We start from the raw sequence: 15,494 nt of genomic DNA on the forward strand, positions 1-15,494 counted from the left end.
CCGCCGCATGCAAATGCGCGGCACCGCGTCAGGACTCTAAACGCAACGCCCGGTCTGGCTTTTGTCAGGCCGGGCGTTTGCCGCTTTCAGACCCCTCGGGTTTCACCGTGGGGCAGTAACAGGTAACAAGACATGGCAAAAGAATACAGCCGTACCCAACGTATCGGCGATCAGATGCAGCGTGAGCTGGCACAGCTGATCCGTCGTGAAGTCAAAGACCCGCGCGTCGGCCTGGTCACCATTACTGCTGTTGAAGTCAGCCGTGACGTCGGTCACGCCAAGATCTTCATCACCGTGATGGGGCAGGACAATGCCGAAGACATCGCACAAAGCATCAAGGTGCTCAACTCCGCCGCCGGTTTCCTGCGTATGCAGTTGGCTCGCGAAATGAAGTTGCGCAGCGTTCCTCAGTTGCACTTCCACTACGACGAAAGCGTCGTGCGTGGCGCGCACCTGTCGGCCCTGATCGAGCGTGCGGTGGCTGAAGACAATCAGCACCCTGTAGCGGCTGAACCCGAAGACGCCAAGGAGTAATCGGTGGCTCAGGTCAAACGTATCCGTCGAAACGTCAGCGGCATTATCCTGCTCGACAAGCCGCTGGGGTTCACCTCCAACGCCGCGTTGCAGAAGGTTCGCTGGTTGCTGAACGCCGAGAAGGCCGGGCACACCGGCAGTCTTGATCCGCTGGCCACCGGCGTTTTGCCGTTGTGCTTCGGTGAGGCGACCAAGTTCTCGCAGTACCTGCTCGACTCCGACAAGGGTTACGAAACCCTGGCGCAATTGGGCAAAACCACCACCACGGCCGATGCCGAGGGGGAAGTTTTGCAGGAGCGCCCGGTGACCGTTGGTCGCGCCGATGTCGAAGCTGTTTTGCCCGGTTTTCGCGGACAAATCAGTCAGATACCGCCGATGTACTCGGCGCTCAAGCGTGACGGGCAGCCGCTGTACAAGCTGGCCCGTGCTGGCGAAGTAGTGGAGCGCGAACCGCGTTCTGTTACTATTGCGCGCTTGGAATTGCTGGCCTTCGAAGGTGATACTGCGCGGCTTGCAGTGGATTGCAGCAAAGGCACCTATATCCGCACCCTGGTGGAGGATATCGGTGAGAAACTCGGTTGTGGCGCTTACGTTGCTGAATTGCGACGTACCCAGGCCGGGCCTTTCACGCTGGCGCAGACGGTCACGCTGGAAGAGTTGGAAGCGGTACATGCCGAAGGCGGCAATGAAGCGGTTGATCGCTTCCTGATGCCATCGGACAGCGGTCTGCTGGATTGGCCGCTGTTGCAGTTCTCGGAGCACAGCTCGTTCTACTGGCTTAACGGCCAGCCGGTACGAGCCCCGGATGCACCGAAGTTCGGCATGGTACGGGTACAGGATCACAATGGTCGCTTCATCGGTATCGGTGAAGTGAGCGAAGACGGGCGCATCGCGCCACGTCGACTGATTCGGTCAGAATGACCGGACGAGGGTGGCTGTCAACAGGCACGGTCACTACTCATTTTTAGATACAGGGATTTGTCCCTGGCCTGTTGAAGCTGTTTCTTTGAAACAGTTTCCTGATAAAAGGATTGCCTCATGGCTCTCGACGTTCAAGAAAAAGCTCAAATCGTAGCTGACTACCAGCAAGCTGTTGGTGACACTGGTTCGCCAGAAGTGCAAGTTGCACTGCTGACCCACAACATCAACAAGCTGCAAGGTCACTTCAAGGCCAACGGTAAAGATCACCACTCCCGTCGTGGTCTGATCCGCATGGTAAACCAGCGTCGTAAGCTGCTGGACTACCTGAAAGGCAAGGATCTGGGTCGTTATCAGGCTCTGATCGGTCGCCTGGGTCTGCGTCGCTAATAAGCGATTGCGCTAGAGGTTGGTTGTCTGTCGTACGTCAGCGGGTGTCCCGCTGGCGCATGGCAGGCTCCCAGCCTCAAGTTTTATCTGGACACACGTTTTACCCTGGACAAGCGTTGGGCCGATTCCCGACATTGCCCAAGAATTTCGCAAGAAGACAAGTTCCCCAAGAGCCACAAAAGAAGGTAGGACACCGTGAACCCGGTAATCAAAAAATTCCAGTTCGGTCAGTCGACCGTTACCCTCGAGACTGGCCGTATCGCCCGTCAGGCCTCCGGCGCAGTATTGGTCACCGTTGACGACGACGTCAGCGTATTGGTGACCGTAGTCGGTGCCAAGCAAGCCGATCCAGGCAAGGGCTTCTTCCCTCTGTCCGTTCACTACCAGGAAAAGACTTACGCTGCCGGTAAGATCCCTGGCGGTTTCTTCAAGCGCGAAGGCCGTCCTTCCGAGAAAGAAACCCTGACTTCCCGACTGATCGACCGTCCGATCCGTCCGCTGTTCCCAGAAGGCTTCATGAACGAAGTGCAGGTTGTCTGCACCGTCGTTTCCACCAGCAAGAAGACCGATCCGGACATCGCAGCGATGATCGGTACCTCGGCTGCGCTGGCCATCTCCGGCATTCCTTTCGATGGCCCGATCGGCGCTGCCCGCGTTGCGTTCCACGAAAGCACCGGTTACCTGCTGAACCCGACTTACGAACAACAGAAAGCTTCGAGCCTGGACATGGTCGTTGCCGGTACTTCGGAAGCCGTGTTGATGGTTGAATCGGAAGCCAAAGAGCTGACCGAAGACCAGATGTTGGGCGCGGTACTGTTTGCTCACGACGAGTTCCAGGTTGTGATCCAAGCCGTTAAAGAACTGGCCGCTGAAGCTGCCAAGCCGACCTGGACCTGGGCTCCGCAGCCAGAAGCCACCGCTCTGCTGGGCGCTATCCGTGCCGAGTTCGGCGACGCGATCTCCCAGGCTTACACCATCACTATCAAGGCCGACCGTTACGCTCGCCTGGGCGAACTGAAAGACCAGGTGGTTGCCAAGCTGTCCGGTGAAGAAGGCCAGCCTTCTTCCAGCGAAGTCAAAGCAGCATTCGGCGAAATCGAATACCGCACCGTTCGCGAGAACATCGTAAACGGCAAGCCACGTATCGACGGTCGCGACACCAAGACCGTACGTCCGTTGAACATCGAAGTCGGTGTTCTGCCTAAGACCCACGGTTCGGCTCTGTTCACCCGTGGCGAGACCCAGGCGCTGGTCGTTGCAACACTGGGCACCGCCCGTGACGCACAACTGCTGGATACCCTGGAAGGCGAGAAAAAAGACCCGTTCATGCTGCACTACAACTTCCCTCCGTTCTCGGTAGGTGAGTGTGGTCGCATGGGTGGCGCTGGTCGTCGCGAAATCGGTCACGGCCGTCTGGCCCGTCGTTCGATTGCAGCCATGCTGCCTGCTGCCGACGTGTTCCCGTACACCATCCGTGTTGTGTCGGAAATCACCGAGTCCAACGGTTCGAGCTCCATGGCTTCGGTCTGCGGCGCTTCCCTGGCCTTGATGGACGCTGGCGTTCCAATGAAGGCACCGGTTGCCGGTATCGCCATGGGTCTGGTTAAAGAAGGCGAGAAGTTCGCCGTCCTGACCGACATCCTGGGTGACGAAGACCACCTCGGCGACATGGACTTCAAAGTAGCGGGTACCGCCAAAGGTGTTACCGCGCTGCAGATGGACATCAAGATCAAAGGCATCACCGAAGAAATCATGGAGATCGCTCTGGGCCAAGCCCTGGAAGCGCGCCTGAACATCCTCGGTCAGATGAACCAGATCATTGGCCAGTCGCGTACCGAACTGTCGGAAAACGCTCCGACCATGATCGCGATGAAAATCGACACCGACAAAATCCGTGATGTCATCGGTAAAGGTGGCGCGACCATCCGTGCGATCTGTGAAGAGACCAAGGCTTCGATCGACATCGAAGACGACGGTTCGATCAAGATCTTCGGCGAAACCAAAGAAGCGGCTGAAGCAGCACGTCAGCGCGTTCTGGGCATCACCGCAGAAGCTGAAATCGGCAAGATCTACGTGGGTAAGGTTGAGCGCATCGTCGACTTCGGCGCATTCGTCAACATCCTGCCTGGCAAGGACGGTCTGGTTCACATCTCCATGTTGAGCGACGCTCGCGTTGAGAAAGTGACCGACATCCTGAAAGAAGGCCAGGAAGTGGAAGTACTGGTACTGGACGTGGACAACCGCGGCCGTATCAAGCTGTCCATCAAAGACGTAGCAGCCGCCAAGGCTTCGGGCGTTTAATCACTCCCCACGCCTGACCGCTTCAACGTTATAAAAAATGCCCCGCAGTGAACACTGCGGGGCATTTTTTTGTCTGCGAAACAGGGTGTGAAGTTGCTGGCCCTCGAACCCGGTGCTAGGTTTAGCCCACTGCCCGTGTAGCTCAGTTGGTAGAGCAGCGCACTCGTAACGCGAAGGTCGCAGGTTCGACTCCTGTCTCGGGCACCATCCCCGCTGTTATTTCACCTTTCTACTCAGGTCATCCACGGTACGTTTGAGCTGATCCAGCTGATTGTCCTGATCGCTGACTTCGCGCTTCAGGCTGGACAGATCACTGGAGCTTGAACTGGAACTCGATCCGGCACTGCGCTTGAGGTCTTCCACCTGGCTGGCGAGCCTTTTCAGCTCGCTGTCTTGTGCACTGACCGTACGCTTGAGGTCGCTCACTTCGCTGGAGCTGGAACTTGAGCCTGAATTCGAACTGCTACTGCGTTTGAGTTCGTCCATTTGACTGGCGAGCTTTTTCAGGGCGTTGTCCTGTTCGCTGACGGTGCGCTTGAGGTTAGCCGTTTCGCTGGCACTCGAGCTTGAACTGGACCCGGCGTTCTTTTTGAGTTCTTCGATGAGTCTGGTTTGCTCCTTGACGGTTTTCTCAAGGTTTTCGATGTCAGTCGTGTTGGTTTTAGCGGTGCTCTGTAATTGCGTCACCATGTCGATACTGATATCGCTCCTCGTCATCACATCTTTGCCGTACAAATTGTGAAAGGTGAGGAATTTGTCGCTGGAGCTGGAACTGTTGGTGCTGAACTCCAAACCGGCGTGAGCGGTACTGGACAGTGCCAGGCTGCCGAGAAGAAGGGCCGCCGTGCTGGTTGCGAGAAGGGCAGATGAACGCTTTGCAAGACTGGACATCACTAGGCTTCCTTGTGAAGTGCCTATATGGCACATCGCTATGACTTTGCCGTTATAGCGTTGTTCCGGCGACGCGAGACAATATTTTCAAAAAGGCCCCTTCCGCGTTTTTTTGTAGATTTGATGTAAAAGTCCATATAAATCGCCAACCAAACGTCCTATATTCGGAGCCTGCACACGCATCACCTTGCAGTTTTCAGATGATCCCCGAATGGTTCTGAAGGCCAGACAAACCGGGCTTCACACGGTTTTTTGCGTCAGAGAGATCCTTGATGATCCAGATCCATCTTCCATTCCTCCGATCAGCGAGAACGACATGACCGTTAAAGAATTGACCCAAGAAGCCAGACACGAAGAAGCGCTCAAAAAGTACTTGCTGGATTCGTCCCAGCTCGCCGAAGAGATCAAGGACCTGCCGGCCGACGATCAGAAAGACCAGATTCAATGGGCGTTCGAGGATGAGGCAGAGTCACAGGGCTTGCAGCCGTGGGAATTGACGCTCAAGTACACCTCGACCCCGGAAGAGTTCGAGGCTGCGCGCCTGGCGCTGCACAAGGAGGCAGCCGAGGTGCTGGGCGTGGAGTGGGAAGAGTACTGCGAGATGAATAATCTGGTGGTCTGAGAGCAGCTTCAGGTTTCAAGCGGTAAGCTGCAAGTAAAAGCAAAACCGCTTGAAACTTGGAGCTTGCCGCTCGTAGCTGCTTTTTAGAGGCTGAGGCGCATCGACAGGTCCACAGCCCTCACGTCTTTGGTCATCGCGCCAATCGAAATGTAATCCACCCCGGTTTCCGCGATCGGCAGCAGCGTACTTTCGTTGATCCCGCCGCTGGCCTCCAGTTTTGCCTTGCCCGCGTTCAGGCGCACCGCTTCACGCATGTCATCCAGGCTCAACTCATCGAGCATGATGATGTCGGCACCCGCCGCCAGCGCTTCCTTGAGTTCCTTGAGACTTTCCACTTCGATCTCTACCGGTTTGCCCGGGGCAATCTTGTGCGCGGCATTAATGGCTTCAGGGATGCCACCACTGGCGGCGATGTGGTTTTCCTTGATCAGGAAGGCGTCGTAGAGGCCGATGCGGTGGTTGTGGCAGCCGCCGCACGTCACGGCGTATTTTTGCGCCAGACGCAGCCCCGGCAGGGTTTTTCGGGTGTCGAGCAACTTGACCTGGGTGCTGGCGACGAAGTCCGCCAGATGCTGCGCACGCGTGGCCACGCCCGACAGCAATTGCAGGAAGTTCAGCGCACTGCGTTCGCCCGTGAGCAGCGAGCGCGCCGGACCTTCGAGGTGAAACAGCGCCTGATTGGGTTGAACCCGTTCGCCATCACGCACCTGCCAATGCACCGCGACCCGTGGGTCCAGTTGCCGGAACACTGCATCGACCCACGCCGTGCCGGCAATGACGGCGGCATCACGCGTGATGATGGTGGCTTTTGCCAGGCGTTCAGCCGGGATCAACTGTGCGGTGATATCGCCGCTGCCGATGTCTTCGAGCAACGCACGGCGTACGTTGGCTTCGATTTCGGCGTTCAAGTCGGCGAGACGTAGGTTCGGCATAACGGACTCCACAAACAAAGTGGTCCGATTATAGGGGTATGGCATGAGCCAACCCAAGGAGTCAGAGGCTTTCCGTTTGTGCTGAAGCCTGCATTTGATCGATTTATCGCCTGAGTCGGCGCCCGACCGCTGCGTCTATTTGAAGGGGATGAAGAGTCTGCTGGCACAGCAGGTGCTTTTTGCAAGATAATCCGCCTTGCTTTTGACGTCATGGCTTTGACGTGTTTTCGGATTGTTTTACATCCGAAACATCACCCTTTCAGGAGGCTTGGATGCACAACGACGGGAACGTAGTGCCTTTGCACAAAGGCGCTACTGATCAGGCGACTCACTCGCCGCTCGCCCGCTTGCCTGTGATTCTGCTTCAGGTTCGCGACAAGGCTGCATTGCAGCTTCGGCAGGGGTTGCAGGATCTGTTCGATAATGCCGACGACACCTTGTTCGAAATGGCCGATCGGGCCCGCAATGACGTCGAGCAGAACCTCTATTTTGAAGCCATGCGCGATTTGCGCCTCAAGCGCAAAAGCATCGAGCGTGGGTTCCTCGAGCACTTCTTCGAGGCGTTTGTCAGCCTCACTCAATACAACACCACTCAGGCTGCCTTGCCCCTTGGCACCTCGACACAACGCCCCGACGACATGGAGCGCAGCGTCGCGGTGGAGGCGATGGTCAATAAAGTGCTGAACCGTGAAGGTGTTGCCCTTGGTCAGCTCAGCGCGCGGCTCGGTGTGTTGCTCGGTAAACCGCTGGACGGTCAGCGCAATCCCATGGGGCCGGCGATGTTGTGCGAGTATTTCTTGCAGGCCGGGCGCAACCTGGGGGTGGAAATCAAGGTCAAGCTGATCATCCTCAAGTTGTTCGAGCGCTATGTGCTCAGTAGCGCCGATCAGCTCTACGCTCAATCCAATCAATTACTGGCCGCCACCGGCGTATTGCCCGAGCTCAAGCCAGCTCCCACGCGGCGTGCGGCAGATCGCACGATGTCTCGGGCGGATGACCAGCCTTCTGAGGCGAACAGCCACTCGGACACGGCACAGATCGACGAGGTTTTTGCTGCCTTGCAGGAACTGTTGCTGCCTGTGCGCGGCAGTGTCGCGCCGACCCTTGAGGCCAGCGCCGAGACACGACCCATTTCCACGCAGGACTTGTTGCGCATGCTCTCGCACCTGCAGCAACACGTGCCGGCCCTGACGGCTCAGGACGATTTCGATCTGCGTAACCAGCTCGAACAACTGCTGACACGGGGCAGCGTCAAAAGCGGCACGTCGCGCGTGGTCGGGGTCTCTGATGAGGACGTGATCAACCTGATCGCCATGCTGTTTGAATGCATGCTCGATGACCGCAACCTGCCGGATTCACTCAAGGCGCTGATCGGTCGCCTGCAGATCCCGATGCTGAAAGTGGCGGTGCTCGACAAGAGTTTCTTCAGCCGAAGCAGCCATCCGGCCCGACGCTTGCTCAACGAAATCGCCGCCGCGGCCATGGGCTGGGGGGAGTGCGATGACCATGAGCGCGACAGCCTGTACCTGCGCATCGAACAGGTGGTGCAGCATCTGTTGAACGACTTTGCTGACGACCCGGCGATTTTTTCCGAGCTGCTGGCGGATTTTCTCGCCTTCACCAGTGATGAGCGCCGTCGCAGTGAATTACTGGAGCAGCGCACCCGTGACGCCGAGGAGGGCCGTGCCAGGACCGAAATGGCTCGCCAGCGTGTCGAGCAGGCGCTGAATCAGGCGTTGTTGGGCAAAGTGCTGCCGCAAGCGGTGGTGGTGTTTGTCCAGGAGGCCTGGAGCCAAGTGCTGCTGCTGACTTGCCTCAAACACAGTGATCAGTCGGCTGAATGGCGTGCGGACGTCCACACCATGGAGCAACTGATCTGGAGTGTGCAGCGTCACGACGAGCCCGAAGCGAGCCAGCGTCTGCTGGCGCTGGTGCCTGGGCTACTGAAGTCATTGCGTGACGGGCTGAGCAGTTCGGCATTCGATCCTTTCGCCACCAGCGAGTTTTTCAGCGAACTGGAAACCTTGCACGTTCAACTGTTCACGTATCCGGGGCAGGCAAACGACGTGTCTTTCGAGGCGCCGGTGATGGTCCGGATGACGCAGGAAATCGTCCTGAAAACCGCAGACGAAGGACCGGTCGAGACGTCATTCGCCCGTTTGCCGGCGGATGACGCCAGCCTGCTGCAAGTGGATCAACTGCATCCCGGCTGCTGGGTGGAGTTTCAGGAGGACGACGAAAACACCCTGCGCTGCAAACTGGCCGCGATCATTGAAGCCACCGGCAACTACATCTTCGTCAATCGCACCGGCCTGAAAGTGTTGGAGCGCAGCCGTGCGGGCCTGGCTCTGGAATTTTGTCGCGGCGCGGTGCGGGCGTTGGACAATACGTTGCTGTTTGACCGGGCGCTGGCCTCGGTGCTGGGTAACCTGCGCCGCCTCAATCGCGGCAAGTGATCGCGTCCCGGTGGGCTATCGCGGCATACTGGGGGCCAACACAGTCGTCGCTGAAGGAACCTGTATGCAGTTGGACCCCGCGAGCGGTTGGTGCCAGGACGTGCGTTTATGTCCCTCACCCAACTTCAATGCGCGCCCCTCGGGCGAAATTTCCCTGCTGGTGATCCACAACATCAGCTTGCCGCCAGCGCAGTTCGCGACCGGCAAAGTGCAGGAATTCTTCCAGAATCGTCTGGATGTCACGGAGCATCCTTATTTTGAAGGTATTGCTGACTTGCGGGTGTCAGCGCACTTTCTGATTGAGCGTGACGGCACTGTCACTCAGTTTGTCTCTTGTCTTGAGCGCGCCTGGCACGCCGGCATCTCGAATTTCGAGGGCCGGGAAACCTGTAACGATTTTTCCGTGGGCATCGAGCTTGAAGGCACGGATGATCTGCCGTTCACCGATGCTCAGTATCACGCGCTGACGGCCTTGACCCGACAGCTGCAAAACGCCTACACCGACATCACTGCACAGCGCATTTGCGGGCACAGCGACATTGCCCCGGGGCGCAAGACCGATCCAGGACCGGCGTTCGACTGGGCACGCTATCGCGCGGCCCTGGTAAAAGAGGAAGGACAATGAGTTTTCTGGTGTTGCTGTTGGCGGTATGGATCGAGAAGTTCTCGGCATTGCGCCATCGGGTACAGCGTGATGGCGGTTGGGTGCGCGAGCTGAACAAGCTTGAGGTCATGCCACGCCTGATCGACCGGCCATGGTTGATTTTGGTCATTATGGTGTTGTTGCCGGTCGCGCTGCTGGGGTTGCTGCTGGTGGTGCTGGAGCCGGTGGCCTACGGTCTGCTGGCATTACCGGTGCATTTGCTGGTGGTGATTTACAGCCTCGGACGCGGCGATCTGCTGGCCGGGCTGGGGCCGTTTCGCGATGCCTGGCGCCGGGAAGACCTGCAAGCCGCCGCGCATGTGGCCAAGCGAGACCTGGATATTTGCGCCGAAAGCGGCGAACAATTGCTGGAGCGGGTCGAAGCGCACCTCCTCTGGGAGGCTTACCAGAGTTTCTTTGCGGTCATTTTCTGGTACTTCCTGCTGGGTCCGGTGGCCGCCCTAAGCTATCGCTTGCTGGCGCTGGCCGAAGAGCATGGACAGAACCCGGCCGTGGTCGAGCGCGCGGCACAATTGCGTCACGCCTTTGATTGGGTGCCCGTGCGGTTGCTGGCGGCAAGTTTTGCCCTGGTCGGCAACTTTGTGGCGGTCGGTCGGGTGATGTTGCATGAGTTGCTGAACTGGAACATCAGTGCCGCTCAACTGATCGAGAAGGTCGGCATGGTGGCCGGTGAAATCCCGGCACCGGTCGTCGGACCGGATGGCATCAACAGCCTGGACCGGATCTGGGAGCTACTGTTGCGCGCGGCAGTGCTTTGGTACGCCGGTTTTGCGCTGTGGACCGTCCTCCCTTAACCCACCGATCCCTGTAGCAGCTGGCGCAGCCTGCGTCCGGCTGCGCAGCAGTCGCCAATCCCAATGGCGCAATGACACCTGTCACGCCTCAGTGTCTTCATGACGACTGTTTCGCAGCCGGACGCAGCCGGACGCAGGCTGCGCCAGCGGCTACGGGTCCGCGCTTCCCCTCGTTAACCTTAAGTTACAAAACCCCCTGCCGATTTAAGATATACAGGGATAGCGCTGAATAGTGGCTATCTGCCGCTGAGCCGCGCCTGCCAAATAAAAATAAGAATGCAATGGGAGACTTCCAGTGAAGAGCTTGCTCTATCCCGCCGTCGCACTGATGAACCGCCTGAGCTTCGGCATGAAGTTCAGCTTGATCAGCGTGCTGTTCCTTGTGCCCATGCTGGTCACCAACTTTTATCTGGTGCGCGACTCCTATCGCGAATTTCAGGGCACGCAAGTCGAGCTGCAAAGCCTCGACCTGCTGGGCAGCGGTATGACGTTGCGGCGTGACCTGGAGACCCTGAACAATCTGGTACAGATCAACGTCACGCTCGGCCAGTCCGGCAAAGCCGGCAACGTCGAGTCGAAGATCGGCACCTTGGAGCAAAGCATTCTGGCGCGCCTGCAAGGGCTGACCGCGATGACCACTGATCCTGAGCAGATCACGGTTTTCGACGGTAAACGCGATGAAATGATCGCCGCGTTCAAGGCCCAGCAAACGGAAACCTCCCTGCAAAGTAAAAGCGGAATGATCGGCAAACTGCTGGGCAACGCGCAGATTTTCAGCCAGATCATCGCCACCCAGGCCGGCCTCAGTCGCGACAGCCAAAGCGACATGCGCCAACTGAGCGAACTGATTACCAACGTCACCCCACCGGTGACCCAACTGCTGGGCGAAGGCCGGGCGATGGGTTCCTTTTCCCTCGGCCAAGGCTTTCTCAACTCGGCGTCGAGTACTCGATTCGATGAGCTGTTGGCGCAGATCGAAAAGCTCCAGGGCGAGTACGGCCTGAAGTTGCAGGACGCACTGGGTTCCAGCAAAGCGGCGCGTGAAACCCTGGCCGCTCAAGCTGACAGCAGCAAGGCCTCGCTGAAAAAAGCCAGTGAGCTGTTCGAAGAACAAGTGGTGATGGCCGACACCCTCGATGCACCCTGGCAGGGCTTTTACGATCAGGTCACCGGCCTGATGGACCAGACTTACCAACTCAACGAAGCCACCCTGAAGTTCCTCGGTACTCAGTTGCAGCAGCGACTGGAGCAGAACCGCACCCATATGGTCTTGCAGGCTGTGGCGTTGTCGGTGGTGTTTGTGTTGATTTTCTACCTTTACGGCGGCTTTTATGCGTCGACCCGCACCACCCTCAAGCGTCTTGGCGCCATGATGGACACGGTTGCTGCGGGCGACATGACGGTGACCTTCCGCGCGGAAAGTCGCGATGAGCTCGGCGAGTTGGGCGAGGTGTTCAACGGCACGGTGAAGAAAATTCATGACCTGATCGAACGCGTCGGCAAGACCGTCAATGAGGTCGAGCGCCAGGCCGGGCAGGTGCAAAGCGTTTCTACCCAGAGCAACCAGGCGGTGGCCGGGCAACGTTCGCAGATCGAGCAGGTCGCCACGGCCATGAACCAGATGTCGGCCACATCCCTTGAGGTGGCGCGCAGTGCCGCTGCCGCAGTCAGCAGCGCCCACAGCGTCAACGACGAGACCATCAGCGGTCGCGGTCTGGTGGCGTCCCAACAAGGCAGCATCGCGCAATTGGCCAGTGAGATCGATCAGTCAGTGATCGTGATCAATCAACTGGCCAGCGACAGCCAGTCCATCAGCCGCGTGCTGGAAGTGATCAAGAGCATCGCCGAACAGACCAATCTCCTGGCCCTCAATGCGGCCATTGAAGCCGCTCGGGCCGGTGAGCAGGGGCGCGGGTTTGCGGTGGTGGCCGATGAGGTCCGCACGCTGGCCAAGCGCACTCAGCAATCGACCGAAGAAATCGAGCAGATGATCAGCAAACTTCACAGCGGCGTCGGCGCGGCGGTGAAGGCCATGGGCATCAGCCATCAGGTAGCCGATGGCACGGTCGGTCAGTCGGAAAAGGTCCAGCAGGCACTGGAAAACATCCTCGGCGCCGTCGGCATGATCGTGGACCAGAACCAGCAGATTGCTGCAGCGGTCGAGCAGCAGACCGCCGTCGCCCACGACATCGATCAGAACATCGTCGAGATCAATCGCGCAGGCGAGCGTACCGCCGAAGGGGCGCACCAGACCGAGGATGCCAGCCGCGCGTTGTCGGCCCAGGTGGTGGAACTCAAGCACCTGATCAGCGCCTTCCGGGTGTAAAGCCCCTTGTAGGAGTGAGCCTGCTCGCGATAACGGTCAAACATTCAGCAAATTAGTTGACTGTCACACCGCTATCGCAAGCAGGCTCACTCCTACAGGTTCTGCGAACAATCTGTAATATTTGTTTCCATTGCGGATGAGATTTGTCCTCTTTTCCTCCGTGCTCTGATTTTTCGTCTTCAATGAAGGAAGATCATTCACTCTGGCCAGCCCTGAGGAGGCGCGGTAATGTCTGTTGCAACACTGGGAATTCAGGGGCACTGCGCTCACTGCGGGAGCACCCTGCGGCTGGAAGCCTGGCAACTCAACGCGATTGCGATCAACGAATCATTCGCCTGTACGCACTGCCACAAAGCCTTGCAATTGAGCGACCCGAAACAGATCAAACGCTTCAAATCGCTCGATTCACTGGGCTTGCTGCGGGCGAGCACGCTGGTGATGGTGTGCACCGCGATCCTGGTGGCGTTGGTCATGGAATGGATTGGCATGCTCAGTGTCGTCGAGCAGCTGAATTTTTCGCTGGCCGCCATTTTGTTCTACTTCGTCGTCATACAGTTCGCCCATCACCGGCAACACATCACGCTGATTCTGGAAGCCGCCAAGGCCCACGCCGACTGATTACCAGTTGAACAGCTCGCAGGCATTGGCCGTGCTGGCGCTGGCCAATTGCTCAGGGCTGATCGCCATGATTTGCGCCAGCGCCGAGCAGATCGCCGGCAGGTGCGCCGGGCTGTTGCGTTGACCGGGAAACATGGCCGGGGCCATGTCCGGTGAGTCGGTTTCCAGTACCACGGATTCCAGTGGCAATTCGGCAAGCACACGGTGCATGCGCAGCGCCTGCGGCCAGGTCGCCGCGCCGCCCAGACCCAGTTTGAAACCGAGCTTGATGTATTCCCGCGCCTCTTCTTTGCTGCCCGCGAAGGCGTGGATGATTCCGGCGCGTTTCAATCGAAAGCGTTTCAGCGTGGCAATCACCGCCGCATGGCTGCGCCGCACGTGGATCAGCGCCGGCAGATTGAAGTCCGCCGCCAGTTGCAGTTGCGCCGCGAACAGCGCCTGCTGGCGCTCGCGGTCCAGGGATTCGATGAAGTAATCCAGACCGATCTCGCCCACGGCGCACAACTGCCGATGACCGGCCAGGCGCGACAGCCAGTCACCGAGTTTCTGTAGATCTTCAGGTCGATGGTCCTCCAGATACACCGGGTGCAAACCGAATGCAGCATGCAAGTCGGGATCGCTTTGCACCAGGTCCCAGACTCGCTGCCAATTCGCCTGATACACCCCCAACACCACCATTCGACGCACGCCCAAGGCGCGGCTTTCGGCCAGCAACGCCTGACGATCCGCGTCGAAATCCGGAAAATCCAGATGAGTGTGGGTGTCGATCAGCTCCACGGTTCAGTCCCGGTGAATACGCTGCTTGAAGGTCCGCGCGATGGCCTGCACGCCGGGTTGGTAATCGGACTGCTCGATGGCGGCCAGTGCCAGCGCCAGGGCTTTATCGGCGATCAACTGATGCTGCTGGGCCATGGCGTTGACCGGCAGCGGCAGGAAGTCCAGCAGCTGGGTGTCACCGAATGTCCCCAGGCGCAACGGACGGGTTTTCAGCGGGAAGTCATGCAAGGCATCGAACACCCCCTGAAGCAACACGTAGGAGGTGGTCACCAGGGCGTCTGGCAAATGCCCCAGACGCTGGAGCATTTCTTCCATCAATTGCTTGCCGCACTCGCGGCTGAACGATTCGCCGTGCTCGATCAGCACCTGGCCTTCGAACCCGTGCAGCGCTTCTTTGAAGCCGGCAGCGCGTTCCTGGCTGATGCTCAACTCGGGGCGCGCGCCGATCAAGGCGATCTGCTTGGGCAGCGGGTCCAGTAGACTGCGGGTCAATTGCAGGCTGGCCTCGCGGTCGTCACTGATGACCGAGCAAAAGTGCTCGGGCTCCATGACCCGGTCGATGGCGATGATCGGCATGCCTTTGGCCTGCAACTGGCGATAGCTGTCGTCATCAGTCGGCAGGCAACTGGCGACGATCAGCGCATCGCAGCGCCGGGCGCGGAACAGTTTGAGCAATTGCCGCTCGCTGTCGGGCGCATCGTCGGAGCTGGCGATCAGCAATTGATAGCCGCGCGCCCGGGCGCCTTGTTCCAGCAGTTTGGCGATTCGTGCGTAACTGGGGTTTTCCAGGTCCGGCAGAATAAAACCCAAGGTGCGCGTGTGCCGGCTGCGCAACCCGGCCGCTTGAGGATTGGGTGTAAAACCATGCTGTTCGACGACCGCGCGCACGCGCTCGACGGTGGCACTGCTGATGCGTTGCTGTTCGGCTTTGCCATTAATGACATAACTGGCGGTGGTTACGGACACACCGGCCAACTGTGCGATATCACTGAGTTTCAACGCGGGTTTCCTTGTTTTTCGGCCGACATTTCCGCCAATCCTACCCGAATCCGGCAGGCGACTAGTGTCCACGCACATCCGACAAGTTGGGCTTCAAGGATGAGGCATTATCGAGTAACGTGCCAAGTGTTCTAGATTAAACGTTTCAGCAAGCGTATTTTCAGGGTTGTAAGCACCCTTGGCCGGTTCTGCCGTGAAACCGCCAAAAGTGACGGTTAAGCGCTTAAGCTGATTCATTCAAAACAATACCTGGCGCCCTCAGACGCCAAAAA

General features: G+C 58.5%; 15 protein-coding genes and 1 tRNA gene. 11 read left to right on the top strand and 5 right to left on the bottom strand.

What is annotated here, in order from left to right; all coding sequences use genetic code 11:
* The first annotated feature begins 132 nt into the window (after positions 1–132).
* From rbfA to SB725_RS23355, 5 genes are all read left to right on the top strand, one after another.
* Positions 133–534 carry a 30S ribosome-binding factor RbfA gene (rbfA, locus tag SB725_RS23335; RefSeq protein WP_007942872.1) on the top strand — a complete coding sequence of 134 codons (402 nt, stop codon included), beginning with the start codon at positions 133–135 and terminating at the stop codon, positions 532–534.
* Positions 535–537: 3 nt separating this feature from the next.
* The gene (gene truB, locus SB725_RS23340; RefSeq protein ID WP_027924464.1) at positions 538–1,455 is read left to right on the top strand and encodes a tRNA pseudouridine(55) synthase TruB; all 918 of its coding nucleotides are present in this window, start codon (positions 538–540) and stop codon (positions 1,453–1,455) included.
* A 117-nt stretch (positions 1,456–1,572) separates the two neighbouring features.
* Entirely contained in the window at positions 1,573–1,842 is a 270-nt protein-coding gene (rpsO, locus tag SB725_RS23345; RefSeq protein ID WP_003176135.1) for a 30S ribosomal protein S15, read from the top strand.
* A gap of 195 nt (positions 1,843–2,037) precedes the next feature.
* The gene (gene pnp / locus SB725_RS23350) at positions 2,038–4,143 is read left to right on the top strand and encodes a polyribonucleotide nucleotidyltransferase (protein WP_027924465.1); all 2,106 of its coding nucleotides are present in this window, start codon (positions 2,038–2,040) and stop codon (positions 4,141–4,143) included.
* Positions 4,144–4,274: 131 nt separating this feature from the next.
* A tRNA-Thr gene (locus SB725_RS23355) sits at positions 4,275–4,350 on the top strand.
* A 9-nt stretch (positions 4,351–4,359) separates the two neighbouring features.
* On the opposite strand, the gene SB725_RS23360 is transcribed toward SB725_RS23355, so the two are convergent.
* On the bottom strand, positions 4,360–5,034 hold the full coding sequence (locus tag SB725_RS23360; protein ID WP_027924466.1) for a hypothetical protein: 675 nt from the start codon (positions 5,032–5,034) through the stop codon (positions 4,360–4,362).
* Between the two features lie 316 nt (positions 5,035–5,350).
* Here SB725_RS23360 and SB725_RS23365 point away from each other — a divergent pair, with 316 nt between their 5' ends.
* Positions 5,351–5,656, top strand: a complete 306-nt coding sequence (locus SB725_RS23365; protein WP_027924467.1) for a DUF6388 family protein — start codon at positions 5,351–5,353, stop codon at positions 5,654–5,656.
* An 83-nt stretch (positions 5,657–5,739) separates the two neighbouring features.
* Here SB725_RS23365 and nadC read toward each other — a convergent pair whose 3' ends face one another.
* Complete coding sequence (nadC, locus tag SB725_RS23370; protein WP_027924468.1) at positions 5,740–6,588, bottom strand: carboxylating nicotinate-nucleotide diphosphorylase; 849 nt, start codon at positions 6,586–6,588, stop codon at positions 5,740–5,742.
* Between the two features lie 272 nt (positions 6,589–6,860).
* On the opposite strand from nadC, the gene SB725_RS23375 reads away from it, so the two are divergent.
* The 5 genes from SB725_RS23375 to SB725_RS23395 all read left to right on the top strand — a co-directional run bounded on the left by SB725_RS23375 (position 6,861) and on the right by SB725_RS23395 (position 13,446).
* Positions 6,861–9,044, top strand: coding sequence for a DUF1631 domain-containing protein (locus SB725_RS23375; protein WP_410922638.1), 2,184 nt, complete (start codon positions 6,861–6,863; stop codon positions 9,042–9,044).
* A 64-nt stretch (positions 9,045–9,108) separates the two neighbouring features.
* Complete coding sequence (gene ampD, locus SB725_RS23380; RefSeq protein ID WP_410922639.1) at positions 9,109–9,669, top strand: 1,6-anhydro-N-acetylmuramyl-L-alanine amidase AmpD; 561 nt, start codon at positions 9,109–9,111, stop codon at positions 9,667–9,669.
* On the top strand, positions 9,666–10,502 hold the full coding sequence (ampE, locus tag SB725_RS23385; RefSeq protein ID WP_027924471.1) for a regulatory signaling modulator protein AmpE: 837 nt from the start codon (positions 9,666–9,668) through the stop codon (positions 10,500–10,502). The genes ampD and ampE overlap by 4 nt, the downstream gene beginning before the upstream one ends.
* 1,621 nt (positions 10,503–12,123) lie before the next feature.
* Positions 12,124–12,828, top strand: a complete 705-nt coding sequence (locus SB725_RS23390; protein WP_371258952.1) for a methyl-accepting chemotaxis protein — start codon at positions 12,124–12,126, stop codon at positions 12,826–12,828.
* A 228-nt stretch (positions 12,829–13,056) separates the two neighbouring features.
* A complete protein-coding gene (locus tag SB725_RS23395; RefSeq protein ID WP_027924473.1) occupies positions 13,057–13,446 on the top strand; it encodes a hypothetical protein in 390 nt (129 codons plus the stop codon).
* Here the strand turns inward: SB725_RS23395 and SB725_RS23400 are convergent, their stop codons facing one another.
* The 3 genes from SB725_RS23400 to SB725_RS23410 form a co-directional block, all read right to left on the bottom strand.
* Positions 13,447–14,223: a TatD family hydrolase gene (locus SB725_RS23400; RefSeq protein ID WP_410922640.1), complete on the bottom strand. Its 777-nt coding sequence runs from the start codon at positions 14,221–14,223 to the stop codon at positions 13,447–13,449.
* 3 nt (positions 14,224–14,226) lie between these two features.
* Positions 14,227–15,222, bottom strand: coding sequence for a catabolite repressor/activator (gene cra / locus SB725_RS23405; protein WP_027924475.1), 996 nt, complete (start codon positions 15,220–15,222; stop codon positions 14,227–14,229).
* A gap of 93 nt (positions 15,223–15,315) precedes the next feature.
* Positions 15,316–15,459 (bottom strand): hypothetical protein, encoded by a 144-nt coding sequence (locus SB725_RS23410; RefSeq protein ID WP_155953736.1) that lies wholly within the window; start codon positions 15,457–15,459, stop codon positions 15,316–15,318.
* Positions 15,460–15,494 lie beyond the last annotated feature (35 nt).

Origin of the sequence: Pseudomonas sp. SIMBA_041, assembly GCF_046535095.1 — a bacterium.
Taxonomy (GTDB): domain Bacteria; phylum Pseudomonadota; class Gammaproteobacteria; order Pseudomonadales; family Pseudomonadaceae; genus Aquipseudomonas; species Aquipseudomonas mucoides.

Excerpts from the sequence above, each read along its gene's own strand:
- SB725_RS23410 (WP_155953736.1), bottom strand. The coding sequence starts at position 15,459 with ATGAATCAGCTTAAGCGCTTAACCGTCACTTTTGGCGGTTTCACGGCA.
- ampD (WP_410922639.1), top strand. The coding sequence starts at position 9,109 with ATGCAGTTGGACCCCGCGAGCGGTTGGTGCCAGGACGTGCGTTTATGT.
- SB725_RS23395 (WP_027924473.1), top strand. The coding sequence starts at position 13,057 with ATGTCTGTTGCAACACTGGGAATTCAGGGGCACTGCGCTCACTGCGGG.
- SB725_RS23375 (WP_410922638.1), top strand. The coding sequence starts at position 6,861 with ATGCACAACGACGGGAACGTAGTGCCTTTGCACAAAGGCGCTACTGAT.
- rpsO (WP_003176135.1), top strand. The coding sequence starts at position 1,573 with ATGGCTCTCGACGTTCAAGAAAAAGCTCAAATCGTAGCTGACTACCAG.
- SB725_RS23360 (WP_027924466.1), bottom strand. The coding sequence starts at position 5,034 with ATGTCCAGTCTTGCAAAGCGTTCATCTGCCCTTCTCGCAACCAGCACG.
- nadC (WP_027924468.1), bottom strand. The coding sequence starts at position 6,588 with ATGCCGAACCTACGTCTCGCCGACTTGAACGCCGAAATCGAAGCCAAC.
- ampE (WP_027924471.1), top strand. The coding sequence starts at position 9,666 with ATGAGTTTTCTGGTGTTGCTGTTGGCGGTATGGATCGAGAAGTTCTCG.
- rbfA (WP_007942872.1), top strand. The coding sequence starts at position 133 with ATGGCAAAAGAATACAGCCGTACCCAACGTATCGGCGATCAGATGCAG.
- SB725_RS23390 (WP_371258952.1), top strand. The coding sequence starts at position 12,124 with ATGTCGGCCACATCCCTTGAGGTGGCGCGCAGTGCCGCTGCCGCAGTC.
- SB725_RS23365 (WP_027924467.1), top strand. The coding sequence starts at position 5,351 with ATGACCGTTAAAGAATTGACCCAAGAAGCCAGACACGAAGAAGCGCTC.